22 protein-coding genes and 1 tRNA gene are annotated in these 25,258 nt (G+C 56.8%); 11 read left to right on the top strand and 12 right to left on the bottom strand.

Annotated features, from left to right (window positions below; translation table 11 throughout):
• Positions 1–6 precede the first annotated feature (6 nt).
• The 3 genes from KUL77_RS11135 to KUL77_RS11145 are packed head-to-tail and all read right to left on the bottom strand — an operon-like array spanning position 7 to position 1,015.
• Positions 7–366: a hypothetical protein gene (locus tag KUL77_RS11135; RefSeq protein ID WP_297147090.1), complete on the bottom strand. Its 360-nt coding sequence runs from the start codon at positions 364–366 to the stop codon at positions 7–9.
• Complete coding sequence (locus KUL77_RS11140; protein WP_297147093.1) at positions 363–770, bottom strand: type II toxin-antitoxin system VapC family toxin; 408 nt, start codon at positions 768–770, stop codon at positions 363–365. The genes KUL77_RS11135 and KUL77_RS11140 overlap by 4 nt, the downstream gene beginning before the upstream one ends.
• The gene (locus KUL77_RS11145) at positions 767–1,015 is read right to left on the bottom strand and encodes a DUF1778 domain-containing protein (protein ID WP_297147096.1); all 249 of its coding nucleotides are present in this window, start codon (positions 1,013–1,015) and stop codon (positions 767–769) included. The genes KUL77_RS11140 and KUL77_RS11145 overlap by 4 nt, the downstream gene beginning before the upstream one ends.
• Positions 1,016–1,176: 161 nt before the next feature.
• Here KUL77_RS11145 and KUL77_RS11150 point away from each other — a divergent pair, with 161 nt between their 5' ends.
• Together KUL77_RS11150 and KUL77_RS11155 are read left to right on the top strand one after the other, a co-directional pair.
• A complete protein-coding gene (locus KUL77_RS11150) occupies positions 1,177–1,719 on the top strand; it encodes a MarR family transcriptional regulator (protein ID WP_297147099.1) in 543 nt (180 codons plus the stop codon).
• Positions 1,716–2,051, top strand: coding sequence for a hypothetical protein (locus tag KUL77_RS11155; protein WP_297147102.1), 336 nt, complete (start codon positions 1,716–1,718; stop codon positions 2,049–2,051). Before KUL77_RS11150 ends, KUL77_RS11155 begins: the two co-directional genes overlap by 4 nt.
• A gap of 43 nt (positions 2,052–2,094) precedes the next feature.
• Here the strand turns inward: KUL77_RS11155 and KUL77_RS11160 are convergent.
• Together KUL77_RS11160 and KUL77_RS11165 are read right to left on the bottom strand one after the other, a co-directional pair.
• Positions 2,095–2,171 (bottom strand) — tRNA-Asn (locus tag KUL77_RS11160).
• A 68-nt stretch (positions 2,172–2,239) separates the two neighbouring features.
• On the bottom strand, positions 2,240–2,770 hold the full coding sequence (locus KUL77_RS11165) for a GspH/FimT family pseudopilin (protein ID WP_297147105.1): 531 nt from the start codon (positions 2,768–2,770) through the stop codon (positions 2,240–2,242).
• Between the two features lie 177 nt (positions 2,771–2,947).
• Between KUL77_RS11165 and uvrB the strand changes: the two genes are divergently transcribed.
• Both uvrB and KUL77_RS11175 read left to right on the top strand, forming a co-directional pair.
• Complete coding sequence (uvrB, locus tag KUL77_RS11170) at positions 2,948–4,996, top strand: excinuclease ABC subunit UvrB (RefSeq protein WP_297147108.1); 2,049 nt, start codon at positions 2,948–2,950, stop codon at positions 4,994–4,996.
• Positions 4,997–5,053: 57 nt separating this feature from the next.
• Entirely contained in the window at positions 5,054–6,427 is a 1,374-nt protein-coding gene (locus KUL77_RS11175) for an MBL fold metallo-hydrolase (RefSeq protein ID WP_297147112.1), read from the top strand.
• A gap of 5 nt (positions 6,428–6,432) precedes the next feature.
• Here the strand turns inward: KUL77_RS11175 and KUL77_RS11180 are convergent, their stop codons facing one another.
• Positions 6,433–6,783 (bottom strand): hypothetical protein, encoded by a 351-nt coding sequence (locus KUL77_RS11180; protein WP_297147115.1) that lies wholly within the window; start codon positions 6,781–6,783, stop codon positions 6,433–6,435.
• A gap of 311 nt (positions 6,784–7,094) precedes the next feature.
• Here KUL77_RS11180 and KUL77_RS11185 point away from each other — a divergent pair, with 311 nt between their 5' ends.
• From KUL77_RS11185 to KUL77_RS11210, 6 genes are all read left to right on the top strand, one after another.
• On the top strand, positions 7,095–8,420 hold the full coding sequence (locus KUL77_RS11185) for a DEAD/DEAH box helicase (RefSeq protein ID WP_297147117.1): 1,326 nt from the start codon (positions 7,095–7,097) through the stop codon (positions 8,418–8,420).
• An 87-nt stretch (positions 8,421–8,507) separates the two neighbouring features.
• The gene (locus KUL77_RS11190; RefSeq protein WP_297147120.1) at positions 8,508–10,145 is read left to right on the top strand and encodes a phosphoethanolamine--lipid A transferase; all 1,638 of its coding nucleotides are present in this window, start codon (positions 8,508–8,510) and stop codon (positions 10,143–10,145) included.
• A gap of 288 nt (positions 10,146–10,433) precedes the next feature.
• Positions 10,434–11,618: a hypothetical protein gene (locus KUL77_RS11195; protein WP_297147124.1), complete on the top strand. Its 1,185-nt coding sequence runs from the start codon at positions 10,434–10,436 to the stop codon at positions 11,616–11,618.
• A 13-nt stretch (positions 11,619–11,631) separates the two neighbouring features.
• The gene (locus tag KUL77_RS11200) at positions 11,632–12,060 is read left to right on the top strand and encodes a phosphate ABC transporter substrate-binding protein (protein ID WP_297147127.1); all 429 of its coding nucleotides are present in this window, start codon (positions 11,632–11,634) and stop codon (positions 12,058–12,060) included.
• A 188-nt stretch (positions 12,061–12,248) separates the two neighbouring features.
• Complete coding sequence (locus KUL77_RS11205; RefSeq protein WP_297147130.1) at positions 12,249–14,912, top strand: methyl-accepting chemotaxis protein; 2,664 nt, start codon at positions 12,249–12,251, stop codon at positions 14,910–14,912.
• 122 nt (positions 14,913–15,034) lie between these two features.
• Positions 15,035–17,131: a methyl-accepting chemotaxis protein gene (locus tag KUL77_RS11210; protein ID WP_297147133.1), complete on the top strand. Its 2,097-nt coding sequence runs from the start codon at positions 15,035–15,037 to the stop codon at positions 17,129–17,131.
• A gap of 39 nt (positions 17,132–17,170) precedes the next feature.
• On the opposite strand, the gene KUL77_RS11215 is transcribed toward KUL77_RS11210, so the two are convergent.
• Genes KUL77_RS11215 through KUL77_RS11235 form a run of 5 tightly spaced genes read right to left on the bottom strand, consistent with a single transcriptional unit; the run spans position 17,171 to position 22,372 of the window.
• Entirely contained in the window at positions 17,171–18,406 is a 1,236-nt protein-coding gene (locus KUL77_RS11215) for a cysteine desulfurase (protein ID WP_297147136.1), read from the bottom strand.
• A 3-nt stretch (positions 18,407–18,409) separates the two neighbouring features.
• Positions 18,410–19,666, bottom strand: a complete 1,257-nt coding sequence (sufD, locus tag KUL77_RS11220) for a Fe-S cluster assembly protein SufD (protein ID WP_297147139.1) — start codon at positions 19,664–19,666, stop codon at positions 18,410–18,412.
• Positions 19,663–20,418 (bottom strand): Fe-S cluster assembly ATPase SufC, encoded by a 756-nt coding sequence (gene sufC, locus KUL77_RS11225; RefSeq protein ID WP_297147141.1) that lies wholly within the window; start codon positions 20,416–20,418, stop codon positions 19,663–19,665. The genes sufD and sufC overlap by 4 nt, the downstream gene beginning before the upstream one ends.
• A gap of 45 nt (positions 20,419–20,463) precedes the next feature.
• Complete coding sequence (sufB, locus tag KUL77_RS11230) at positions 20,464–21,909, bottom strand: Fe-S cluster assembly protein SufB (RefSeq protein ID WP_297147144.1); 1,446 nt, start codon at positions 21,907–21,909, stop codon at positions 20,464–20,466.
• Between the two features lie 10 nt (positions 21,910–21,919).
• Positions 21,920–22,372, bottom strand: a complete 453-nt coding sequence (locus KUL77_RS11235; RefSeq protein ID WP_297147146.1) for an SUF system Fe-S cluster assembly regulator — start codon at positions 22,370–22,372, stop codon at positions 21,920–21,922.
• A gap of 179 nt (positions 22,373–22,551) precedes the next feature.
• On the opposite strand from KUL77_RS11235, the gene KUL77_RS11240 reads away from it, so the two are divergent.
• Positions 22,552–23,016 carry an SET domain-containing protein-lysine N-methyltransferase gene (locus tag KUL77_RS11240; protein WP_297147149.1) on the top strand — a complete coding sequence of 155 codons (465 nt, stop codon included), beginning with the start codon at positions 22,552–22,554 and terminating at the stop codon, positions 23,014–23,016.
• A gap of 30 nt (positions 23,017–23,046) precedes the next feature.
• On the opposite strand, the gene fusA is transcribed toward KUL77_RS11240, so the two are convergent.
• Positions 23,047–25,095 (bottom strand): elongation factor G, encoded by a 2,049-nt coding sequence (gene fusA / locus KUL77_RS11245; protein WP_297147152.1) that lies wholly within the window; start codon positions 25,093–25,095, stop codon positions 23,047–23,049.
• Positions 25,096–25,258 lie beyond the last annotated feature (163 nt).

A 25,258-nucleotide genomic window follows, 5' to 3' on the forward strand; every position in this document is an offset into this window, starting at 1 on the left:
GCCGACCTAGCGGTCGTTGTACACCCAATCCTTGTTGCCGGTGTTGTACGGCGGGTCGATATAGATCACGCGGATGCGGCCCGCGTGAGTGGATTTGAGCAAGCGCAGGGCATCGAAATTGTCACCCTCGATGATGATGTTGCGATGCGGCGCGCCTTCGGCCATATCGGTGGCGCGGTGGCTCAATTCCGGCACATGCTGGGGCAGCACCACGTCTGCGTTCAATGCGGTATCGCGGGCGATGGCATCGCTTTCCCAATACAGCCCCAGCTTGCGCTTGGTGAGGTGCTCGACCAGAAGGCGGCGTAGTTCAGGTGCACCTAGCCCTTCTAGGCGGGCAAGCAGAGAGTGTGTGGCTTGGCTCATGGCGGGCAAATCAGGTCAAGGGCGGGGAAGTACGTGCGGTAGCGTTTTGCATCGCGCGTCAACAGGGGCATGCCTTCAATCGCCGCATGTGCACCGATGTAGAAATCCGGCAGCGGTGAGGTGCGTGCACCTTTGGCGCGGCGATAGTGCAAGAACGCCTTGCCGGCGAGGAACCCGGCTTCCCACGGCAAATCGACGCGGGTAAACGCGTCGTTCGATAAGGCATCATCCAAGGTCTCAATGCGATCAAACCCCACCGACACTTCGGCATAGATGATGGGGTTGATGCACAGCTTCGCGCGGGCGGCGCAGGCGTCGAGCTGTGTGGCAGACCATGCGTACCAATTTGGGTCGTTAGTGAGTACATCCAACAGGACGTTGGCGTCCACCAGAATGCGGCTCATGCGCTGCGTGTCAGCTTCATGATGTCATCGGTGCTCATGCGCGTGGTGGCGCGGCCGCGTAAGCGGGCGGCAAGTGAATGACCATCTAAGCGCGGGGGATTTGCGATGACGTTGTCGGCCTCACGCAGCACCGCATCGCGCACGAATGCAGACAACGGCACGCCCCGCAGGTCGGCGGCACGGGTAATACGCGCCTTGTCCGCAGGGTTTAGGCGCAGATCGAGACGGGCAGCAGCAGTGGTCATGGCGTCCTCCTTGTACGGAGGTATACCGTACAAGATGGGTTGGGTCAACTGATTGCGCTGGCCGCCACTGTGGGGGATATAAAGGCTTTCCACTGCGAGTTGCAGTGGTGCCTAGATCGATATACATTCGCTATTCGCAAATAGCGAATGTATTTCCCGTTATGGCTCGATCAGCTTCCAATCCGCAACTTTTACTTCGTCCGCAGGACGCGGTTGTTCTGCTGCGCCTGTTCTTGGCAAAAGACGAGGTGCCCAGCTATGCCGCGCTGGCAACGGAACTGGGGATGACAGCTTCGGAAGTTCACGCCGCTGTCGAGCGCGCCGTCGCTGCGCAGCTGGCACGCAAGGAAAACGGCAAGCCAACCGTAATTCTGGCAGCGCTGCGCACGTTTCTGCTACATGGCGCCCGCTATGCCTTCCCAGCAACGCAGGGCAGTCTTTCGCGTGGCATACCAACAGGCTATGCCGCATCGCCACTGAACGAGCTGATTCGGGCTGGCAATGACCCGATCCCAGTGTGGCCGAGCAAAGACGGCACGGCACGCGGCATTGCACTTTATCCCTTGTATCCAAGCGTGCCGCACGCAGCAATGCGTAACCCGGAACTGTACGAATTGCTGGCCTTGTTCGACGGCGTGCGTGCAGGCAGCGCACGCGAGCGTGCATTGGCGTCCGAACTGCTAGAAAAGAAACTGGCCGCATGAATCCCAACGACCCAAACATCCAACTGCTCGAAATCGTTGCCGAACGCCTTGGTGATGCGTTGCGCAGTGAACTGGTTTTCGTAGGCGGCGCAGTCACAGGCCTGCTCATTAGCGATCCGGCGATGCCAGCAATTCGTCCCACCGAAGACGTGGACGTGATTTGCCGCTGGCGCGTGACGGATATGCGCTCGGTTATCGTGGACGTGATGCCGACCTTAGAAAGCATTCTTGGTTTTTCCAATCGTTGGTACCCGCTGGCGTTGGAAACACCAGTACGGACACAACTTCCCAGTGGACGTGAAATTAGCCTAGCTACGATTTGGCTACGCTGAAATGAAAAACGCCACCCGAAGGTAGCGTTTTTGTTCACTAATATGGCGCCCGAAGTTGGACTCGAACCAACGACCCCCTGATTAACAGTCAAGTGCTCTAACCGGCTGAGCTATTCGGGCTGAGCTGCGCATTTTAGGGGGCTTATCCAAAATGAGCAAGTGTTCGGGCGGAAAATTTTAACTTTTACTCAGGCAGGGCAGGCTGTGGGCTGCTTTGGGCGCTCGCTGCGCGGTCTGCCGACGTTGTTCACAATGACCCGGCCTAAGACTTCGCCTTTGGCGTTGCACACCGATAGCGTCAAGTTGCTGCCCGCGCTGCGTCCGTCGGGCAGATAGCGTAGTTGCTGCCGTCCGATGCTGCTGACAATGCGCAGGTGGCGGTTGCTGGGCGCAAGATCCGTTTGCAAAACCTCGTCTTTGGCATCTAGCTTGCGGTTGTTGTTTTTATCCGCGAACACCATCCAACCTAGGCTCCAATCGGTGCCTCCTGCGCACGTTTGGCCATTGGTGGTGGGGCAAAGCACAGTACGCTGGTTGTGCGTCACCGCGGAAATTCGCGCCAATGCTATATGACTATTCAGGGTGCTAATGGCGGAAGAGGTACGTTGATGCTCGATAAATGCCTGCATTGACGGAATGCTCACACCAGCCAAAATACCCGTAATGGCAAGCGTGATCATGAGTTCAACAAGAGTGAAACCGCTTGCACGCTGGGCCATGATGGGGCTCCTAAAGGGGTGCGGATAGTGTTGAAAAATGTGCGCACCATCACGATCAGCGTTTGTAGCTGTTACATGTCAGAAAAAGCGGTGTGGGTGATTCAGTGTTCCTGTCAGTGAACGGTCGGATGATCCGCACCGCGTAAACTAAGCAGTTACTTCAAGCCGTTGCACCCCATGAGCCAGACCGCCCCTTCTGATCTTGACCTCGCCACAGCATCCGATCAGTTCCAACTGGTATCGCCCTACCAGCCGGCGGGCGATCAGCCGCAGGCGATTGAGAAGTTGGTGGCAGGGTTTGATAACGGCGTGGCCAAGCAGGTGCTGCTGGGTGTTACGGGCTCAGGCAAAACGTATACCGTAGCCAACATGATTCAGCGCGTGCAAAAGCCCACGCTGGTGATGGCACCTAATAAAACCCTGGCTGCCCAGTTATACGGTGAGTTCAAGGCGTTTTTCCCGCATAACGCGGTGGAGTATTTCGTGAGTTATTACGATTACTACCAGCCCGAGGCTTACGTACCTGCCAGCGATACGTTTATCGAAAAAGACAGCTCGATCAACGACCATATCGAACAGATGCGTTTGGCTGCAACCAAAGCGCTGCTGTCACGGCGGGATACGATTGTAGTGGCGTCGGTGTCGGCCATTTATGGTTTGGGTGCACCAGAAGATTATTTGGCGATGCGGCTGATTCTGTCGCGCGGCGAGCGTATTGATCAGCGAGAGCTGTTGCGTCACCTCACCACGCTGCAGTACACACGCAATGAGATGGTGCTCGATCGCGGTACGTTTCGCGTGCGCGGGGAAACGGTGGATGTGTTTCCAGCGGAATCGGATCTTGAAGCACTGCGGATCGAATTGTTCGATGGCGAAGTAGAGCAGCTCTCCATGTTTGATCCGCTCACCGGGCAGATTTTGCGCAAGCTGCCACGTTATGTGGTGTACCCAAAAACGCACTACGCCACGCCGCGTGAGCGCACACTCACGGCAATTGAAACAATCAAGATCGAACTGCGCGAGCGGCTTGAATACCTATATGCAAACAACAAACTGGTAGAAGCGCAGCGTTTGCAACAGCGCACCCAGTTTGATTTGGAAATGATGGCCGAAGTAGGTTTTTGTAGCGGCATTGAAAATTACTCGCGCCACCTTACTGGGCGCGCGCCGGGTGAGGCGCCGCCGACGTTGTTCGATTACCTCCCAGCTGATTCGCTGCTGGTGATCGACGAATCGCACGTAACCATTCCGCAAATTGGTGCGATGTTCAAAGGTGATCGTTCGCGCAAAGAGACCTTGGTGGAGTTTGGGTTCCGCCTGCCGTCGGCATTGGATAACCGGCCTCTGCGGTTTGAAGAATGGGAAGAGCGCACACCGCGTAGCGTGTATGTGTCGGCAACGCCAGGCCCTTACGAGCTGCGTGAAGCCGGTGATGAAATCATCGAACTGGTGGTGCGCCCCACGGGCCTGATTGATCCGGAAGTGGAAATTCGTCCGGTGGCAACGCAGGTGGATGACCTGCTTTCAGAGATCCACAAACGCGTTGCACAAGAAGACCGCGTATTGGTAACGACGCTGACCAAAAAAATGGCGGAAAACCTCACCGAATATCTGGGGGAACACGGCGTCAAAGTGCGCTATCTACACTCAGATGTGGAGACGGTGGAGCGCGTCGAAATTATTCGCGACCTGCGCCTTGGTGTGTTCGATGTGCTGGTGGGGATCAACCTGCTGCGTGAAGGGCTAGATATGCCAGAGGTTTCTCTGGTTGCGATTCTTGATGCCGATAAGGAAGGTTTCTTGCGCAGCACCGGCTCGCTGATCCAGACCATTGGCCGCGCTGCACGTAATGTACGGGGTAAGGCCATTTTGTATGCCGACAGAATCACCAAGTCGATGCAGGCGGCGATAGACGAGACCGACCGCCGTCGGCAGAAGCAGGTGGAGTACAACGCCGCACATGGCATCACGCCGCAATCGGTACAGCGTGCTGTGCGTGATGTGATGGAAGGTGCGCGCGCAGAACCCGGTGAATTGAAAGGACGCGGTAAAACGAAGCGCGTGGCCGAGCCGATACAAGAGTATTTGCGCCTGTCTCCGCAACAGCAAGAGGCCAAAATCAGTGAGCTGGAGCAGAAAATGCAGCAGCATGCACGTGATCTTGAGTTTGAAGAAGCGGCGCAGGTGCGCGACCAAATTCGCAAGCTGCGCGAGGCAACGCTCTAAACTTCATTAGGCCTGCACTCTGCGGTACTCTGCCCATTCGGATCAGGGAGAGACGGTATGCGGGTGCATTTTCATGGTGCAGCGGGTGAAGTCACGGGTTCCATGCATTTGGTGGAGGCGGCAGGGCGACGCATTTTGATCGATTGCGGCCTGGTGCAAGGCAGCCCTGAGGCCGATGCGCGTAATTTTGCGTCGTTTCCTTTCGACGCTGCCAAAATTGATGCGCTGATTCTCAGCCACGCCCATATCGACCACGTAGGACGCGTGCCACGGCTAACGCTGGCGGGATTCGCCGGGCCGATCTATACCCAGCATGCGAGCGCCGATTTGCTGCCGATCATGCTGATGGACTCGGCTTCGCTGCAAGAAAATGATGCCGAACGCACGAACCGCAAACGCAAGCCGGGGCAGCCCAAGGCGGTGCCGCTCTATACCAAAGAAGATGTGCGCGACACGCTCGCGCAGGTGCGCGCCTTGCCCTACGGGACGCGCGTGAAGTTGTTTGACGGTGTTGAAATCACATTGCGTGATGCGGGCCATATTCTCGGCTCGGCCATTATTGAGCTATGGGCGGAAGGCAAAAAACTGGTGTTCTCCGGCGACTTGGGCATGAAAGGAACGCCGATTTTGCGCGATCCCGAGCAGGTTGAAGAGGCCGACCTGCTGCTGATGGAGTCAACCTACGGCAACCGCAACCACCGGCAGCGTAGCGAGACGGTACAGGAGCTTGGCGAGATTCTGGACTCCGCTTGGCGCGATGGGGGGAACGTGCTAATTCCTGCGTTTGCCGTCGGTCGCACACAAGAAATGCTGTATTGGTTTGCGCGGCATTGGAGCGATTGGGACATGGCGCGTTGGCGAATTCACCTCGATAGCCCAATGGCGAATCGCGTAGTGCAGGTGTACGACAAACACCATGAATTATTTGACGCCGAAGCGCGCGCGCTGTGGCGCGGCACACCAAACCCGTTTCGCCTTCCTAACCTTCGTGTCACCGAAACCGCTGAAGAGTCGATGGCGATCAATCGGATTCATAGTGGCGCGATCATCATTGCGGGCAATGGCATGGCCAGTGGTGGCCGCATTCTTCACCATATGCGGCAGAATCTTCCCAAGCGACAGACACGCATGGTGTTTGTGGGCTACCAAGCCGAAGGAACAATTGGGCGGCGGCTTGTGGATGGCGCGCGCTGGGTGCGCATTCATGGCCATGATGTACGCGTCAATGCGCATCGGCATACCGTAGGTGGGTTGTCTGCCCATGCCGATCAACAGGCGTTATTAGAGTGGTACGCAGGGTTCTCGGTACCGCCACCGCTGGCCCTTGTGCACGGGGAAGACCTTGCACGCGAAGCACTAGCAGGGGAAATTAGCGAACGCTTTGGTGTGCAGGCAGTTTTGGCGCGGCCGGAGATGCAACAAGACGTTTGATGTCGTTAGCGCCGCTTGGCGCCACCGGCGGTTGAGAGCAGCACAAGGCCGCCAACGAGACCCATATTTTTCATAAATTGCAGTAGTTCAGTGGCCAAAACGGTGCCACCGGAATAGCGCCAGAACGGATGCGAGAGTGCAGCATCTGCAATGAGCGCTGCTGCGGCCAAAAGTGTGATTGCGCGTAGTTGCCAGCCTGCAATCATTAAAACGCCAAGGAGCACTTCGCCGGTGCTCATCAGCAGTGTGTTATTGGATGTGGGGATGCCGTGTAACGCCTGCCATAGCCGAAACCCACCCATCACAATAAATACGCTGGCGAGTAGCCACTGGGCAAGGCGAACTTCGATTTTCATGGGCAACCACAGCGACAAAGACGCCTATAAGCGTCGCACGTTGTGACGAATTAGAAAAGCAAGGCTGAACCGATATTCAGTTTGCTGGCAATACTGCACTGGCGCTCGCGTATTATGGTGAGATTCTGCGCACGGCGGATCGTTTTCCCGGTCACGCCCGCCGCCTCTATGCGGCTTGTCATCCCCTACGCCTTTCGTTGCGCAGACGCGGCCCGGCTTCCGGCGTCGTGCCTTCGCTTACTCGCGCGCGGTTTTGGGAAACGCTCGGGTTTGCCCGCGCCTGTGCGCGGTAAATGCCTTTGGAGCAAATTATGACATTCGAACAACTGGGCCTTGCCCCTGCGCTGCTGCGCGCCTTAGCCGACTATGGCTATGAAACCCCTACGCCGATTCAGGCGCAGGCAATTCCTCTCGTGTTAGCCGGTCACGACGTCCTTGGCGGCGCACAAACCGGCACCGGCAAAACCGCTGCGTTTGGTCTGCCGCTGCTGCAAAAACTGGCCGAACTGCCAAAGCCGCAGGGGCTGCACCGCCCGCGCGTGCTGGTATTAACCCCCACACGCGAGCTGGCCGTGCAGGTGAGCGACAACCTGCGTAGCTACGCAAAGAACCTGCGTTTGAACGTCACGGCGCTGTTTGGTGGCGTGGGCATGCAGCCGCAGGTGGAAGCGTTTCGTCGCGGCGTTGACGTATTGGTGGCCTGTCCGGGGCGTTTGATCGATCACTTGGACCGCGGCACCTGCAAGCTGGGTGAGGTGCAAATGCTGGTGCTGGATGAAGCCGACCGAATGCTGGACATGGGCTTCTTGCCGTCGATCAAGCGGATCATGAAGCACGTCCCGCACCAGCGGCAGACGCTGCTGTTCTCTGCGACATTCGAGCCGCGCATCAAGGCACTGGCACTTGAATTCATGAAAGATCCGCAGCAAGTGCAGGTAGCAGCGCAAAACGCAGTGGCCGAGACCATTACCCATCGTGCCCACCCGGTGGATGGTGCCAAGAAGCGTGATTTGCTGATCGACATCTTGGCCAAGCGTCACACCGAGCAGGTGCTGGTGTTCGGTAAAACCAAGCACGGCTGCAACCGGTTGGCCGAACAATTGGAAAATGCGGGTTTGCCCGCGCTTGCCATTCACGGCAATAAGAGCCAAGCAGCGCGGCAGAAGGCACTTAACCAGTTCAAGTCAGGCAAGACCCGCATCTTGGTGGCCACCGATGTGGCGGCGCGTGGGCTGGACATTCCAGACTTGCCGTTGGTGATCAATCATGACCTGCCGATGGTGGCGGAAGACTATATCCACCGCATTGGTCGCACTGGGCGCAACGGTGCAACTGGAGAGGCGATCTCGCTAGTTTCGCCGGACGAAGGTGGGCTGCTGCGCCAGATCCAAAAGGTCTTAGGGCGCGAAATCGCGATGGAAGTGGTGCAGGAATACGCGCCTTCACGCGCAATTCGCACCGACGCCAAGCCTTTCGACAACGCGCCGCGCGGTCCACGCCCACCGCAGCGTAACCGTCGCCCGCAGAGTGGTAAGCCGCGCGGGCAAGAGTCCCGCCCGCATGTCCAGACCGGGCAAAAACCGGTACGCGACGGCCAGCGCCAGTCACACCGCAGCGGTAACCGACAAGCAGGTTAATTGCCTGCGGGTGCTACAGCCGAGTGCGTGAAAAAAGGGGCCTTCGAGGCCCCTTTTTAATTTCAAAATAGCTTGCGATACTGAGCTATGACATTGAATTTGAAACAGCCTAAAGCGCAGGGAAATAGCCATCTCTGGTGGCGGCCGCAGATTTCCACAGAGATATTGATCACGCTGGTTTGTGCCTATTTCGTGCTGGTGATGAACGGCCCGCTGTGGGCTTCCGTGCAGGCGCATACCGGTTCGCTGCGCGTGCTGCTGGCGATGGGCGTGGCGGTATTTGCTTTGCATGCGCTGCTATTGAGTTTGTTCTGCTGGGGCCGCTTAGCGCGCCCGCTACTGGCGTTATTACTGGTGGTGACTTCATTGGCACATTGGTATATGACCCGCTATGCGGTGGTCTTTGATGCCGAGATGATCCGCAACGTGCTGCATACGGATATGGCTGAGAGCCGCGAGCTCTTGTCTTGGCGCATGTTGCTGCACGTGCTGCTGTTTGGTCTATTACCAGCACTATTAGTGCTCATGACGCGTTCGGCGGAGCGTAGCTGGAAGCGTACTTTGCTGTTGCGCGCTGGTTTTGTGCTGGGGATGCTGCTGCTCGCAGTTGCGGCGCTGGGGCTGGCCTCACAGGGCATTTTTTCGATGGTGCGGAGTGACCCCGCACTACGCTACAAAATCACACCAGGAAATTACATCGTCTCCTTGGTGCGGGTTGTCACACCTTCTAAGCAGCGCTCCGACGTGATTCAAGCGGTTGGGATAGATGCACAACAACAACCAGCAGCGGCGAACCGGAAGCCACGACTGCTGGTTTTGGTGGTGGGCGAAACCGTCCGCGGCGATCACTGGGGCTTGAATGGCTATGCGCGGCAAACAACCCCGGAATTGGCTGCGCGAGCGGTGATCAATTTCCCCGATGTCAGCGCCTGCGGCACCAGTACAGAAGTATCGCTGCCGTGTATGTTCTCGCCGTTTGGGCGTGCCAATTATGACCGTGACGCCATCCGCAGCCATGAGTCTTTATTGGATGTCGTAGCGCGTGCCGGAGTGGGCGTGCTTTGGCGGGATAACCAGTCCGGTTGCAAAGGGGTATGTATCCGCCAGCCTTCAGAAACATTGGGAGAACAAGACGCCCCAACACTTTGCGCGAATGGTCGCTGCTTCGATGACATCTTGCTCAGTGGGCTACAAGCAAAGATTGACACCATGCCGGGCGATGCGCTGATCGTGCTGCACATGCTGGGCAACCACGGCCCCAACTATTTCGAACGCTATCCGCCGCAGTTTCAGCGTTGGACACCCGTCTGCGAAACGGCCGAGTTGGGTCGTTGCGCGCAGCAGAGCATTGTGAATGCCTACGACAATGCCATTCTTTATACCGACGCGGTGCTTGGGCGGTTGATCGATCTATTGGCGAAACAGCAAGGTCATGACGCGGCCATGCTGTACGTGTCCGATCACGGTGAATCCTTGGGCGAATACGGCCTCTACTTACACGGCGCGCCCTATGCGGTGGCGCCCAAAGCGCAGCTGCATGTACCGCTGGTGTTGTGGGCATCACCAGCGTTTTTGGCCAACGACAAGATAAATGGCGCCTGCCTGCAGGCAAAGAGCAAGCAGCCTACCAGCCAAGACGCCCTATTCCCAACGGTGCTGGGTATCTTCGATATTCAAACCAATGTTTATCGCCCACAACAGGACCTTTTAGCGGCCTGTCGTTGATATACGGGCACATCAGACTTTCTGAACCAATCGCCACTAGACGATGTGACTGAAATCACATCTGCATGATTTCATTAGATTTTTGTGAGCGTATTGGAAGAATTGCATTGTGCCCATCCTTATAATGTTGCGGTGCAGCACGATAGGTGCTGCTGCTCGGGCTAAGTGCCTAAGTAAGACGTATGCGATGAATTAAATCGTTGTCTGCACGCTGGCCGCAAACACTGCGACAAAGCGTTAGAGTCATAGAAGGCGGTCGCATTTCATTCCCCAACTGAGGATGCTTCGATGAAATTGAAGAAACAGTGGATCGCCTTGGCGGTCAGTATGGCGCTGGCACAGACTGCGTGGGCACAAGACGATAGTGACCGCTTCACCCTGAGTGGATTCGGTACGGTTGGCGTTGCCCATTCGTCGGAAAGGAATGCGGATGTTCGCCCTGATTTCCAAGCATCAACCGGTGTGGGCGCGAGCGACCGCACTTCATTTAATCTGGATTCGCGTATTGCGGTGCAGCTCAATGCCAATTTCACCGACAATTTGACCGGCGTGCTGCAAGCCGTCAGCGAGCATGGCGTTGAATCGGAATACTCGCCAAAGATCTCCTTGGCGCATGTGAAGTATCGGTTTACATCCAACTTCAGCGCACGCTTGGGGCGCATCACTGCACCGCTGTATATGCTGTCGGAATACCAGCGTGTGGGCTATGCCATGCCTTGGGCGCGTCCACCGATTGAAGTGTATGACTACCTGCTGGCAATGGACGGCGTAGATGCCGTGTACAACTTCCATGCAGGTGATGCTGTAATTGGCTTGCAGGGCTTTTATGGCCGCATTGATTCCAAAAAATCTGACGTCAATGCCTTTCGCGGCGTGGCGCTGAACGTTGATGCCGGTGCTTCAAGCTTCCGTATCAGCCATATCCGTGGCACGGTCAACTACGCTACCAAGGACATCAATGCGCTGTTCGACGCATACGAGAGTCTGCCCATTCCGCCGCTGGTTGATTATGCCAAGATGCTTGACCCACGTGGTGTGGATGGCAAATTCAGCGGTATTGGATATAGCTATGACCCCGGCAAGTGGTTCATGCGTACGGAAGTCATTCAGGCGGATTACGGCGCGGCGATTATTGGTAAGGCGACCTCCGGCTATCTAAGCGCGGGAATGCGCGTGGGGGATTTCACTCCCTCGCTTACAGTGGCGCATGTGGACAGCCCCAACCCTGAAGCGCCCGGCGCTTTGGATCCACTCGGGTTGTTGAATGCTGCAGTGCTCAGTCAGCGCTCCAGCCGCCACAGCTATGGCGCTGCGTTGCGCTGGGACGTGCATTCTAATGTTGCTGTGAAGTTCCAAGCCAACCACGTTAAGAACCATGCCGGTTCATTTGGTGGGTTGGGTAATCAGCAGCCCGGGTTTGTGCCGGGGCGTGGTTACAACTTAGTGTCAGCGTCCGTTGATTTTGTTTTTTAAGTGAGGTGAGACCATGAAATTTCCGAACATTCGGCAAGTGGCCTTGCTGCTGTCACTGTTTGCGGCCAGTGCTGTTGCGCAAGCGGGTGTTGTTGTGGTGATGTCGTCCAAAAGCGACGTGTCTGCGCTGACAAAAACGCAGGTGGCGCAGATTTATATGGCAAAGTCCGATGCGCTTCCCAATGGCCGTGTTGCCAAGCCCATTGACCAAGCCGATGGCGCTGCGGTACGCAACGAGTTCTACAGTAAGGTTGCTGAAAAAGATGCGGCGCAGATGAAGGCGTACTGGTCGCAGCTGACCTTTACCGGCAAGGCTCAGCCACCGCGTAAAGTCTCTGGCGATGCGGCGGTGAAGGCTGCGCTTGCCGATAACCCAGCGGCCGTTGGCTATATCAGTGATGGCGCAGTAGATGGCAGCGTGAAGGTTGTGTTTAAGCCGTAACTCATACGGTAGCTCTCCCCCCAGTGAGGCATGGTCTGATTAGGCCATGCCTTTTTTGTGGATGACAAAGTCAAAAGTCCGCAAATAAGCCATTGCCTACAGGAAATATCTGCGCCAGACTGAACGTGCGTATGAAGTTTCCTCGTTAAAGATGGGGGCTCGTCTGGCTCCCCAAGGATCGGTGCTGCATGGACACAACGCGTTCTTCTGCCAATAAAAGTGTTGCTACCCGCTTGATGCTGGGGGTTGCACTCATCGCCATCGCTGCTTTTGGCCTTACCGCAGGGATTAGCTATTGGAAAAGCAGTACGGCGCTGTTGGATTCAGCGCACGCGTCACTGGACAACCTCGCCCAGCTGGAAGCCCAGCGAATGGCAAAAGGAATGACTCAAACCTATGACGCGGTGCAGACCTTTGCCGAAAGTTTGAAAGCGCAGCGCGGGCATCTTAGCCGTGAAGCAATAAGCCAAACATTGAAAGAGCAAATGGAGCTGCACCCCGAGCGTGCGGGGATGTCGGTGTTATTTGAACCCAATGCGTTTGATGGCAAAGATGCGGAGTATGTCAATGCGCCTGGACACGATGCCACGGGCCGCTTCATGGTGTATTGGGCGCGGGTAGACGGCAAGCTAGTGAGCGAGCCGCTGCGTGATTATGAAGACCCTAATTTGGGCAGCTGGTACGTTACCCCGAAGACCAAAAAGTTCCCAGTTGTGATTGAGCCCTATCCGTATGAGGTGGGTGGGAAAAAATTACTGCTCACCACCATCGCAATTCCGATCATGGATGGCGATAAAGTGCTGGGCGTGATGACGTCTGACTTTGAGTTGACGACGCTGCAGCAGCAGGTCAATGCACTGCGCCCGATGAATGTGGGGCGCGCAGAATTGATCACACCGTTAGGCACGGTCTTGGCCGCGCCGGATACCGCAAGCATTGGCAAAACGCGCGACGACGCAACCAGCAAAGCGATCTTGGAAGCGGTTTCGCAAGACAAGCTCTATAGCGACTTTAATGCCGATGCCAATGGCATGGTGAAGGTGTATGCACCGCTACAAGTGGGGCAAAATAACCGCCGTTTTGCGCTTGGTCTTATGGTGCCACGCACGGTCATCACGGCACAGGCACGGGCGCAATTACTATTGGTTGCGCTGATTGGCGTATTAGCCGCCGCAGCACTGTGCGCGGGCTTGTATTTCTTGTTACGCGGCTTGGTGCTGCGCCCGTTGGCTGAAGCCGTGCGGGTGTCTGGTGACGTGGCAGACGGCAAGCTTGATACGCAAATTCCCAATTTGGGTGACGATGAACTTGGGCGTCTGCTGGGCAGTATGCGCGGCATGCGTGATCAAATTCGTGCTGTTATTGCGGCGCAGGCCGAGATGGCGCAGAAGCATGAAGAAGGTGCCATCAGCCACTATATTGATGAAAAAGCCTTTCCCGGTGAATACGCTGCAATGGCGCATGGCGCCAATGAGCTGGTGAAATCGCATGTTCAAGCAGTGATGCGTACGCTTGAGGTGATGAAACGGTACGCGCTTGGTGATTTGTCGATCGATATTGAGCGCATGCCGGGAGAAAAAGCGATCCTGCATGAAACCATCGATGCAGTTAAAACCAGCCTGTTGAGGATCAGTGGAGAGATCAACCGTCTTGCGGCTTCGGCGGCAGCGGGTGATTTTAGCCAGCGCGGTGATCAGGCCGATTACCAATTTGTGTTCCGCGATATCGTCGTGAGCTTGAACCAGTTGATGACCACGGCTGACGTGGGTCTGGGTGAAGTGTCTCGGATGCTGCGCGCAATTGCACAAGGCGATCTCACCGGGCGTATCGATGGCAATTACCAAGGCGTGTTCGCGCAAATGCGCGATGACGCAAATGCGACGGTGGCCCAGCTGACGACGATTGTAGGCGGCATCCAGCAAGCGGCCGGTGCGATCAATTCGGCCGCGGCGGAAATCGCTTCTGGAAACGATGATCTATCGCGCCGTACCGAACAGCAGGCAGCCTCGCTTGAAGAAACTGCTGCGTCGATGGAAGAGCTTACGTCCACCGTGAAGCAAAACGCCGACAACGCGCGTCAAGCGAATCAACTGTCACAGGGGGCCGCAGAGGTGGCCGCACAGGGCGGTAGTGTTGTCGAAAACGTGGTGACGACGATGGCGGCAATAGAAACATCGTCGAAGAAAATTGCCGATATTATTTCGGTGATCGATGGGATTGCTTTCCAGACTAATATCTTGGCACTGAACGCCGCCGTAGAGGCCGCGCGTGCGGGCGAGCAGGGACGCGGTTTTGCGGTGGTGGCCAGTGAAGTGCGCGCATTGGCGCAGCGCAGTGCTGGTGCGGCGAAGGAAATTAAAACACTAATTGAAGAGTCGGTAGATAAGGTGGCCGACGGCTCCAATTTGGTGCAGCAAGCCGGTAGCACGATGCGTGACATTGTGACCTCGGTACAGCGCGTCACCGACATCATGGCCGATATTTCCGCGGCGTCGCAGGAACAAAGCAATGGTATTGAGCAGGTGAATACCACCGTCACGCAAATGGATGAAACCACGCAACAGAACGCCGCTTTGGTGGAAGAAGCCACGGCGGCGGCACGTTCGATGGAAGAGCAGGCCCGCCAATTGGTGGAGGCGGTGGCGATGTTCCGTCTTGCAGGGGCGGCGCGTACGGCAGTAGCCGCGCCGCATCCGGCTGCGGCGCCGCACACAGCAAAGCCTGTTCCTGCGGCAGTGGTCAAACCAATAGCAGCCAAGCCGCAAGTCAAGCGCGTATCCAGCGCGGCAACACCACCCATAGCGAAGCCAGCCAGCCCAGCGGCTGAAGGGGATCACTGGCAGGAGTTCTGACCTTAATCAGCCATGCGAGTGCTTACTTAATTATTTGATTAGGGTCAATTTCTAGAATGTAGGCCTGTGATTACACTGCGTGAGCGGTAGCTTACTTATTGCCCGATAAATGGAGTGTTCCGATGGAATGGTTCAAGGATTTGTCGATTGCAAAAAAGCTGATTCTGGCGTTTAGCGCAACTACGCTACTCGCCCTTTTACTAGGGGGCTTCGCATTGTGGCGTTTGGCGCAGTTCAACGCGCAGATGACCACCGTGACCGATAACTGGGTGCCTGGATTGCGTGCGGTCAATGATATGCGTGCTTATCTGGGTGAGTTTCGCATCGATGAAGCGGCTTTGGTCAATACGGAGGGTGCCCCTGAAAAACGACAGGCAATTGAAAGCCTGTTAACGCGTTCGCGTGGTGATATTCAGGCGGCCAAGACGATGTACGACGCTCTTCCAGATTCGCTTCCGGAAGAAGAAGCGTTGTTTCAACAGGCGCAGAAACAAGAGGCTGCATTCTTCGAAGCGCATAAACGCCTCCAATCAGCAGTTGACGCAGAGGATTTTACAACTGCACGCAAAATTTCCAGCGAAGAGTCGAGGCAGTTGCGTATCAGTGCATTTGATACCTACAAGAAGCTATCGGAATTCAACGTCAAGCAATTGACGAAAGAGGTTGAGGCATCGCACCGAGTCTATCGACAATCGATCACGGCGATGTTGGTGGGTTTGTTGTTGCTCATTGCACTGGCCGCGCTTCTGGGATGGGCCATTATTCGCGCCATCAGCCTGCCACTGCATGCGGCGGTATTGGTGGCTGATGATGTGGCCGCAGGGAAATTAGATCGCCGTGTTGTGGCGGATAGCCGTGATGAAACCGGGCATCTGCTGGGGGCGATGGCGCGCATGCAAACGCAGATCAAGGCAGTGATCGCCGCGCAAGATGAAATGGAGCGACAGCACGATGCGGGCATAATTAGTTATCGGATGAATGCGTCAAACTTCCCCGGCGAATACGGGGCAATGGTGGAAGGTAGCAACCGGTTGGTGGCGGGGCATATCAATACCAAGATGCAGATCATTTCACTTGCGCAGCGCTATGCCATTGGTGACTTAAGCCAAGACATGCCGCAACTGCCGGGTGAGAAGGCTGAAATTACTGAGACTATGGCAACGATCAAGCGCAATCTCAGCGCGATTAGCCAAGGCATTCGCAAGTTGGGTGATGCCGCCGCGAATGGCGATTTCAGTATGCGCGGTGATGCACAGATCTATCAGTACGATTTTCGTGAGATCGTACTGAGCCTCAACAAGCTGATGGCCACTGCGGATGTGGGGTTGGGGGAGGTATCCCGGATGCTGCGCGCGATTGCACAGGGGGATCTCACCGGGCGTATCGATGGCGACTACCAAGGCGTGTTCGCGCAAATGCGTGATGATACGAATGCCACGGTGGCGCAGCTCACCGAGATTGTTGGTGGTATTCAAGAGGCGTCTGGAAATATCCGGTCTGCAGCAAGCGAAATTGCTTCTGGCAATGACGATCTTTCGCGCCGCACCGAGCAGCAGGCAGCCGCGCTAGAGGAAACGGCCTCTTCGATGGAAGAACTCACCTCCACCGTAAGGCAAAATGCCGATAACGCCCGCCAAGCCAACCAGCTTGCTCAAGGTGCTGCGGGGGTTGCGGCGCAGGGCGGCAGCGTCGTGGAGCAGGTCGTCACGACGATGAGCGCGATTGAAGCGTCTTCCAAACGCATTGCCGATATTATTACGGTGATCGACGGGATTGCCTTCCAAACCAATATCTTGGCACTCAACGCCGCCGTAGAGGCAGCGCGTGCAGGTGAGCAGGGGCGCGGTTTTGCGGTGGTGGCCAGCGAGGTGCGCGCGTTGGCGCAGCGTAGTGCTGGTGCCGCAAAAGAGATCAAGGAGCTGATTGAAGAGTCTGTGGGTAAGGTGGCCGACGGCTCAAGCCTTGTGCAGCAAGCGGGCAGCACCATGCATGAAATTGTCACCTCGGTGCAGCGCGTTACCGACATCATGGCCGAGATTTCTGCTGCGTCGCAGGAACAAAGCAGCGGCATTGAGCAGGTGAATCAAACCGTTACCCAGATGGATGAAACTACCCAGCAAAACGCAGCATTAGTGGAAGAGGCTACGGCCTCGGCCCATTCGCTAGAAGAGCAAGCGCGCCAGCTGGTAGATGCGGTGGCGATGTTCCGGCTGCGCTAAGGGTGTTTCGTTTCTTCGCAAAGGACGCTCTGCTGGTGATTAAGCCAGCAGAGTTTTGACTTTGCGTAATGCGGCTGCAAACGCTTCAATTTCTTCATGCGTGTTGTAAAACGCCAGTGACGCGCGGCAGGTGGTACCTACGCCAAGCCATTGCAGCAAGGGGTGGGCACAGTGCTGGCCCGAACGTACCGCAACGCCTTCCAGATCCAGCAGCGTGGCAAGATCATGCGAATGCGTGCCGTCGATGGCAAAGCTAATCACGGCCGCTTTCTGCGGCGCGGTACCGAAGAGACGCAGGCCGGGGATACTTTGCATGGCTTCGGTGGCGTGTTGGAGCAGGGCCTGCTCACGCGCAGCGATCTGGGTCATGCCGATATGGCTTAGGTAATCGGTGGCCGCACCGAGGCCGACAAAGCCCGCGATATTGGGCGTGCCCGCTTCAAATTTGTGCGGCCCTTCGTTAAAGATCGTGCCATCAAAGCGCACTTCTTTGATCATCTCGCCGCCACCCAAGAACGGCTGCATGGCGTTGATGTGCTCGCGTTTAGCCCAGAGCACGCCGGTGCCGGTGGGGCCACTCATCTTGTGTCCGGTGACGGCGTAAAAGTCGCAGCCGATTGCGGCGATGTCCACGGGCATGTGCGGCGCGGCCTGTGAACCATCTACCACGGTGACGATGCCGCGCTTGTGCGCTTCTTTGCAAATCTCCGCCACGGGGTTGATGGTGCCAAGCACATTGCTGACGTGGGTCACCGCGAGTAGCTTTACGTCGGGCGTCATGGCGCTGCGCAGTGCATCGAGATCGAGCGCGCCGTCGGGCAGCAGCTCAGCAACTTTGATGGTTGCTCCGGTGCGCTGCGCGATGAGCTGCCATGGCACGATATTGGCGTGGTGCTCCATGCGGCTGATCAGGATGGTGTCGCCCACTTTTAGGCGCGGAAGTGCCCACGAATACGCCACTAAATTGATTGCAAACGTGGTGCCGCTGCACAAAATCACTTCATCGCTGCGCACATTGAAAAATGTTGCCAGCTTGCTGCGTGCGCCTTCGTAGGCTTCGGTGGCCTCCGTACCGAGGGCATGCACGGCGCGGCTGACGTTGGCGTTATGGTGGCGATAAAAGGCGTCGGTTGCTTCGATCACGCTGGCCGGTTTCTGCCCGGTATTGGCCGAATCAAAATAGATCAGCGGTTTACCGTGTACTTGCCGCGTGAGTAGTGGGAAGTCTGCACGGACCTTTGCCCAATCTACAGCGGAAGAAACCTTGCCATCCATGCTTTAAGCTCCTAGCCGGGTGAGCGCACGTGTGAGCGCTGCATCACAGAGTGTGCGTGTGCTTTCATCGGCGATACCGTTCACCACTTCGCGGCAGAACGCGCCGGTGAGTAGGGCGCGCGCCTGTACTTCAGGAATCCCGCGTGAGCGCAAATAGAACAGTGCGGTGGAATCGAGCTGGCCAACGGTAGCGCCGTGCGCGGCTTTTACTTCATCGGCGTGGATCACCAGCGTAGGCTGGGTGTCGATCTCAGCATCTGCAGAGAGTAGTAAATTCTTGTTGGACAAATCGGCATTGGTGCCGTCTGCGCCGGAGTGAATGGTGATGCCGCCGTGGAACACGGTATGCCCACGCTGCCCGGCAAGGCCGCGCCAAATGAGGTTGGATTCGGTATTGAGTGCTATGTGCTCGATGCCAAGGCGCGTATCCACATGGCGGCGACCGTCGGCCAATAACACGCCATTGGCGGTAAGTGATGCGCCGTTACCTTCGAGCCGCACGTTGAGTTCGTGCCGCGAGAGTGCAGCGCCGAGCTCTAGATCAATGCGCTTGTATTGTGCGTTTTCTGCCAAGCTGGCGTCGGTGCGTGCAAACAGGCTGGCGCGAGTGGGCGCGTCTTGTAGGTGCACGTGCGATAGCGTGGCATTTGCGGCAACGTGGAGCTGCAGCAAAGTGTTGTCGAGGTGGGCGTGCTCGCCACTGGCGAAGGTGTGTTCAACCAAGGTGAGCGCCGCACCTTCGCGCAGCTCTACAAAATGACGCAGATGCCAAGCGGCATCGCCTTCTTGTGCGGCACCAATGTTTACCAAATGCAGCGGCGTATCGACCATGGTTTCAGCGGCCACACGGATACAGGCTCCTTCGCGTGCAAGCGCCGTATTGAGGCGTGCAAACGGCTCATCGCTACGCTGGTAGCGGCGGGCAAGAAAATCAATTGCATGCGTATCGTGCCCGTCTAATAGCTGCGAGAGCGGCTGCACGTCGATCCCGCCCGGGAGACCGGCCAAGTTGCTCAGTGCGGCATCAAACGCGCCGTTGACGAACACGATGCGCGGCTCGGGGATACCTGCCAGCAGCATCGGGTCAACGTCGACGCGCTGCGCGACGCAAAAGCTGCGCCGATCGAGCTGACGTAGAGAGGTGTACTTCCAGCTTTCCGCACGCTGCGGCAGGCCGTCTTGCAGCAGCGCGTCAAGCTCAGCACGGCGCGCGGCATCGCCGTGAAAGCTCGCGGCTAAAGAATCGAGCAGGGCGCTCATGCGGTTGCGGCCTCCTTGCCGAGGAAGTCGTAACCGTGCGCTTCAAGTTCCAGCGCGAGTTCCGGGCCGCCGGTTTTTACAATGCGGCCATTCGCCAATACATGCACCACATCTGGCTTGATGTAGTCCAGCAAGCGCTGGTAGTGGGTGATGACGATGAATGAGCGCTCTGGGCTGCGCAGCGCGTTCACGCCATCGGCTACCGATTTCAGCGCGTCAATATCCAGCCCCGAATCGGTTTCATCCAAGATTGCGAGCTTGGGTTCAAGCACTGCGAGCTGGAAAATTTCATTGCGTTTTTTCTCGCCGCCGGAGAACCCTTCGTTGACGCCACGGTGTAGCAGCTCATCTTTTAGATGTAGCACCGAGAGCTTTTGCCGCACGACTTTCAAAAACTCCATCGAGTCGAGTTCTTTCTCTCCGCGCGCTTTATGCTGCGCATTGAGCGCGCTGCGCAGGAAGTAGGTGTTATTTACACCCGGAATTTCCACCGGATATTGGAAGGCTAAAAAGACGCCTGCTGCGGCGCGTGCTTCGGGTTCAAGCTCCAGTAGATCCTTGCCTTCAAACAGTACGCTGCCTGCGGTGGGTTCATAGCCTTCGCGCCCGGACAATACGTTGCCCAGTGTCGATTTGCCCGCACCGTTCGGCCCCATGATGGCGTGCACCTCGCCCGGTTTCACGTCGAGGGTGAGGCCTTTGAGGATTTCTTTGCCCGCAACGGTGGCGTGGAGGTTGTCGATCTTCAGCATAGTCGTATTCGCTTCAAATAAAGGGGGAGGGCAGGGCGCTGGCGGTTAGCCCACTGCGCCTTCCAAAGTGACGTCCAACAGTTTTTTGGCTTCCACGGCAAATTCCATCGGCAGCTCGCGGAACACCGATTTACAAAAGCCGTCTACGATCATCGACACCGCGTTTTCTTGGTCGATGCCACGGCTGCGGCAGTAAAACAGCTGGTCGTCGGAAATTTTCGACGTGGTGGCCTCGTGCTCGACGGTGGCAGTGGGGTTTTTCACTTCGATATAAGGGAAGGTGTGCGCGCCGCATTTTTTACCGATCAGCAGCGAGTCGCACTGGGTATGGTTGCGCGCGCCTTCCGCGCCCGACGCAACCTTTACAAGGCCGCGATAGGTGTTCTGTCCGCGCCCGGCACTGATGCCCTTGCTGACAATCTTGCTCTTGGTGCGCTTGCCGATATGCACCATCTTGGTGCCGGTGTCGGCCTGCTGAAAATGATGGGTTAGCGCAACGGAGTGGAATTCACCACTAGAGTCATCACCCGTGAGGATGCATGAAGGGTACTTCCAAGTGATGGCGCTGCCGGTTTCTACCTGCGTCCACGTCACCTTACTGCGTACGCCACGGCACTCGGCGCGCTTGGTGACGAAGTTATAAATACCACCCACGCCGTTTTCGTCACCCGGATACCAGTTTTGCACCGTGCTGTATTTGATCTCGGCATCGTCCAGTGCAACCAATTCCACCACCGCCGCGTGCAGCTGGTTTTCATCGCGCATCGGCGCGGTGCAGCCTTCCAAATATGAAACGTGGCCCTTGTCTTCGCAAATAATTAGGGTGCGTTCGAACTGGCCGGTATGCCCAGCGTTGATGCGGAAATAGGTCGAAAGTTCCATCGGGCAGCGCACACCCTTTGGAATAAACACGAAGCTGCCGTCGGAGAACACCGCCGAGTTCAGTGCGGCGAAGTAGTTATCGCCCACTGGCACTACGGTGCCGAGGTACTTCTTCACCAACTCCGGATGGTTGACGATGGCATCGCTCATTGAGGTGAAGATCACACCAACGGCGGCGAGTTCTTTCTTGAACGTGGTGCCCACACTCACCGAGTCGAACACCGCATCCACCGCCACACCGGCCAGCTTGGCGCGCTCGTGTAGCGGCACGCCGAGTTTGTCGTATGTGTCGATCAACTCTTGCGGTACCTCATCCAGTGATTTGTATTTCGGCCCCTTCGGCGCGCTGTAGTACGACAGCGCTTGCAGGTCGATTGGGCCGATATTGAGTTTGGCCCAGTCTGGCTGTTTCATGGTGAGGAAGTGCCGGTAGGCATCAAGACGCCACTGCGTCATCCATTCCGGTTCATGCTTTTTGGCCGACAGCGCGCGAATGATGTCTTCATTCAAGCCGGGCGGCAGCGAGTCGGTTTCGATGTCGGTGATAAAACCAGCGTCGTATTTGCGCCCTAACTGCTCGTGGATCTGGGCGTTTTGTTGTTCAGTCATAGCAAGTTCCTCAGGCACGCGCCGTGTGGGGCAGCGTGTGCTGACGGGGGGAGGATGGGGTAGCAGGGGTGAGCAGCTGGGTCAGCGAAATGCCGGCCAGCGCTTCGGCAACCACATCATTGATGCGGCGCCAGTTGCCGCGGACGCCGCAGCTGTGCTCGATGGTGCATGCGCCGTTAGGGATGCTGCATTCGGTCATGGCCAGCGGGCCTTCCATCGCCTCGACGATTTCCACCACGCTGATGGAATCGGGTGGGCGGGCCAGCCGGTAGCCGCCATTTGCGCCACGGAAACCTTCCACAAGGCCAGCAGCGGCGAGTGGTTTAAGCACCTTGGCCACGGTGGGGGCCTCCAAGCCCGAACGCTCCGCCAGTTCCGGTGCGCTCAGCACGGCGTCTGGCCGCGCGGCAAGCACGGACAGCACGACGGTGGCATAGTCGGTAAGGCGGGTGACGCGGAGCATGGCGGTGGCTGTGCTTAATCTGGACTGAAATTGTACGTTTTAACGCCGCCGCCGCCAAGTTCCTAGGCTGACTTGCGTCAAGTGTTTCTGAATCCATTCATCTACGGTCTTGGCGTAAGCCGGTGACGGCCGCGCGAACTTCCGCCAGAATGGCGGTATCCCCGTGCCTTGGTTTTTCAATGCCCAAAAAAATCATCACTCATCGTTCTGCTATTCACGGTAACGGCGTATTTGCAGCGGCGGCGATCACGAAAGGCGAGCGGTTGATCGAATACAAAGGCCTGCGACGCAGTCATGACGATGTCGACGCGGGTGATAGCGGCGACATCGAAAGCGGGCACACGTTTTTATTTACGCTTAATGATGATTGGGTGATCGACGCCAATTTTGAAGGCAATGCCGCGCGCTGGATCAATCATAGCTGCGCGCCAAATTGCGAAGCGGTGCTGGTTGAAAACGAAGAAGACCCGAAGCGCTCGAAAGTGTATATCGAAGCGATTCGGGATATCTCCGCGGGTGAAGAACTGACCTATAACTACGGCATCACCCTTGCCGAACGGCAAACGCCACGGCTGAAAAAAATCTGGGCCTGCCTCTGTGGTGCGCCTACATGCACGGGAACGATGCTGCAGCCTAAGCGCTAATCGGTATCGCTTTGCAAAAGAACATCGCGATCAATCCTCCTCGATACGCGGTTTCCATGCTTCTGCGAGTTTCTTTTGTACCTGTGCTGGAACGGGCTCGTAATGGCTGAAGTCTAAGGTGTAGCGCCCGCGTCCTGCGGTGCTGGATTTTAGTTCAGCGGCATAGCCTTCTAATTCGGACAGTGGCACCAATGCGTGAATGATGATCTCGCCACCTTTCACGGAATCGGTGCCATTGATCCGCGCGCGTTTAGAGGCAAGCCCGCCGCTGACATCGCCCATGCACTGTTCGGGTGCGCTGACTTCCATTTCCACGATAGGCTCTAATAGCTGCGGCTGGGCTTTGCTGATGGCATCGAGGAATGCGCGTTTGCCCGCGGAAACAAACGCCACTTCCTTGCTATCTACCGGGTGGTGCTTACCGTCATACACGATCACGCGCAGGTCCTGCATGGGGTATCCCGCCACTGCGCCGCTATGCAGCACTTGGCGTACGCCTTTTTCTACCGCAGGCAAGAATTGCCCAGGAATAGTGCCGCCCTTCACCTCATCGACAAACTCAAACCCACTGCCGCGCGGCAGCGGTTCGATGCGTAAAAACACTTCGCCAAACTGCCCCGCGCCGCCAGTTTGCTTTTTGTGGCGGTGATGACCTTCGGCACTGCTGCTAATGGTTTCGCGGTAGGCAATGCGCGGGGGGTGCGTGGTGACTTCTACGCCGTAGCGATCTTTAAGACGCTGCAGCATGATGCGCAAGTGCAAATCAGACAGCCCACGGATCACGGTTTCATTGGTCTCGGCACTGTGTTCAACCACGAAGGCGGGGTCTTCTTCTGCGAGTTTCGTGAGTGAGGTTGCAAGTTTTTGCTCTTGCCCCTTGCTGGCTGGATCTACCGCTAACCCAAACATTGGGCGCGGGAACGGTGTTGCGGTGAGGCGGATGCGTTCAGCGTCTTGGGCATCGTGCAAGATGGCTTCGAAATGCAGCTCATCCACTTTCGCCACCGCCGCGATATCGCCGGGGATGGCTTGGCCAATTTCAATATGCTCTTTACCTTGAAGCCTAAACAGATGCGCCACTTTGAATGGCTTTCTTCCGTCATCAATCAATAGCTGCGCGTCTTTGCGCACGGTGCCTTGGTGTACACGGAAAATACCCAGCTTGCCCACGAATGGATCGTTGATAATTTTGAACACATCGGCGATGACGTGGGCGCTGGGGTCGGGCTTAGCTTCAAGCGGCTGCGTGTGTGGATCGACGCCTTTGATGAAGGGCGCGGAATTGCCTTCACCCGGATGCGGCATAAGTGATTCTGCAATCGCGATCCACTCAGAAATACCCACGCCTGTGCGCGCTGAAGCAAAGCACACGGGGATCAAATGCCCTTCGCGTAAGCACTGTTCAAACGCATCGTGAAGTTCTTGCCCGCTTACCCCGTCTTCACCAAGATCAAGGAAGTGATCCATCACGGTTTCGTTGATTTCAACAACTTGATCGAGAATTTTTTGATGCCACTGTGCCACCGGGCCAAGGTCACTATCGCCGCTGTGGTCGAAGAAGCAGTTGACCACGCGCGTACCGCCATCAGCGGGGAGGTTAACGGGTAATACTTCTGGGCCAAATTCTTCGCGCAGCGCTTCGAGCAAGGCAGTGCAGTTGCTGCCAGCGTGGTCGATTTTATTGATCAAAATGGCTCGGCAAAGATGGCGCGCTTTCGCGTATTCCATCATGCGGCGGGTGCCATGGGCGATGCCGGTATCGGTGCCAATCACGATGACTGCGGTTTCAATGGCATCCAACACGCTGAGTGCGGGGCCGCGAAAATCTTGATAGCCGGGGGTGTCGATGATGTTGAGGTGTAACCCTTCGCGGTCGATGCTGGCAATGGCGATATCTAGCGAGTGGCCGCGCTCTTTTTCGATGGGGTCGAAATCGGAAACTGTGTTGCCGCGTTCTACGCTGCCTGCCGTCTGAAGTGCGCCACCGGCATGCAACAGGGCTTCAAATAATGTGGTTTTGCCGGCGCCTGGGTGGCCTGCGAGGGCCACATTGCGAATCTGTTGGGTACTGTAGGACATGAGCCCGTTCCTCCTTCGCTTGCGTGGCTCACCTTAGCGCAAATCATGTGAGGATGATCTTGCGATGCAGCAATCTGTCAGTCAGCTGAACCATTGCGGGGCGCGCGTGGATATTCAGCTTCGCGTCAACTGCCGCGTTGCAGTGTGGCGTTGTGCCGGAGCC

The sequence above is a fragment of the Thermomonas sp. genome (assembly GCF_019104945.1).
In the GTDB taxonomy this organism is placed as follows: domain Bacteria; phylum Pseudomonadota; class Gammaproteobacteria; order Xanthomonadales; family Xanthomonadaceae; genus Thermomonas.

Bases quoted from the DNA above. Each gene is read 5' to 3' on its own strand.
- KUL77_RS11135 (WP_297147090.1), bottom strand. From the start codon at position 366: ATGAGCCAAGCCACACACTCTCTGCTTGCCCGCCTAGAAGGGCTAGGT.
- KUL77_RS11140 (WP_297147093.1), bottom strand. From the start codon at position 770: ATGAGCCGCATTCTGGTGGACGCCAACGTCCTGTTGGATGTACTCACT.
- KUL77_RS11145 (WP_297147096.1), bottom strand. From the start codon at position 1,015: ATGACCACTGCTGCTGCCCGTCTCGATCTGCGCCTAAACCCTGCGGAC.
- KUL77_RS11150 (WP_297147099.1), top strand. From the start codon at position 1,177: ATGGCTCGATCAGCTTCCAATCCGCAACTTTTACTTCGTCCGCAGGAC.
- KUL77_RS11155 (WP_297147102.1), top strand. From the start codon at position 1,716: ATGAATCCCAACGACCCAAACATCCAACTGCTCGAAATCGTTGCCGAA.
- KUL77_RS11165 (WP_297147105.1), bottom strand. From the start codon at position 2,770: ATGGCCCAGCGTGCAAGCGGTTTCACTCTTGTTGAACTCATGATCACG.
- uvrB (WP_297147108.1), top strand. From the start codon at position 2,948: ATGAGCCAGACCGCCCCTTCTGATCTTGACCTCGCCACAGCATCCGAT.
- KUL77_RS11175 (WP_297147112.1), top strand. From the start codon at position 5,054: ATGCGGGTGCATTTTCATGGTGCAGCGGGTGAAGTCACGGGTTCCATG.
- KUL77_RS11180 (WP_297147115.1), bottom strand. From the start codon at position 6,783: ATGAAAATCGAAGTTCGCCTTGCCCAGTGGCTACTCGCCAGCGTATTT.
- KUL77_RS11185 (WP_297147117.1), top strand. From the start codon at position 7,095: ATGACATTCGAACAACTGGGCCTTGCCCCTGCGCTGCTGCGCGCCTTA.
- KUL77_RS11190 (WP_297147120.1), top strand. From the start codon at position 8,508: ATGACATTGAATTTGAAACAGCCTAAAGCGCAGGGAAATAGCCATCTC.
- KUL77_RS11195 (WP_297147124.1), top strand. From the start codon at position 10,434: ATGAAATTGAAGAAACAGTGGATCGCCTTGGCGGTCAGTATGGCGCTG.
- KUL77_RS11200 (WP_297147127.1), top strand. From the start codon at position 11,632: ATGAAATTTCCGAACATTCGGCAAGTGGCCTTGCTGCTGTCACTGTTT.
- KUL77_RS11205 (WP_297147130.1), top strand. From the start codon at position 12,249: ATGGACACAACGCGTTCTTCTGCCAATAAAAGTGTTGCTACCCGCTTG.
- KUL77_RS11210 (WP_297147133.1), top strand. From the start codon at position 15,035: ATGGAATGGTTCAAGGATTTGTCGATTGCAAAAAAGCTGATTCTGGCG.
- KUL77_RS11215 (WP_297147136.1), bottom strand. From the start codon at position 18,406: ATGGATGGCAAGGTTTCTTCCGCTGTAGATTGGGCAAAGGTCCGTGCA.
- sufD (WP_297147139.1), bottom strand. From the start codon at position 19,666: ATGAGCGCCCTGCTCGATTCTTTAGCCGCGAGCTTTCACGGCGATGCC.
- sufC (WP_297147141.1), bottom strand. From the start codon at position 20,418: ATGCTGAAGATCGACAACCTCCACGCCACCGTTGCGGGCAAAGAAATC.
- sufB (WP_297147144.1), bottom strand. From the start codon at position 21,909: ATGACTGAACAACAAAACGCCCAGATCCACGAGCAGTTAGGGCGCAAA.
- KUL77_RS11235 (WP_297147146.1), bottom strand. From the start codon at position 22,372: ATGCTCCGCGTCACCCGCCTTACCGACTATGCCACCGTCGTGCTGTCC.
- KUL77_RS11240 (WP_297147149.1), top strand. From the start codon at position 22,552: ATGCCCAAAAAAATCATCACTCATCGTTCTGCTATTCACGGTAACGGC.
- fusA (WP_297147152.1), bottom strand. From the start codon at position 25,095: ATGTCCTACAGTACCCAACAGATTCGCAATGTGGCCCTCGCAGGCCAC.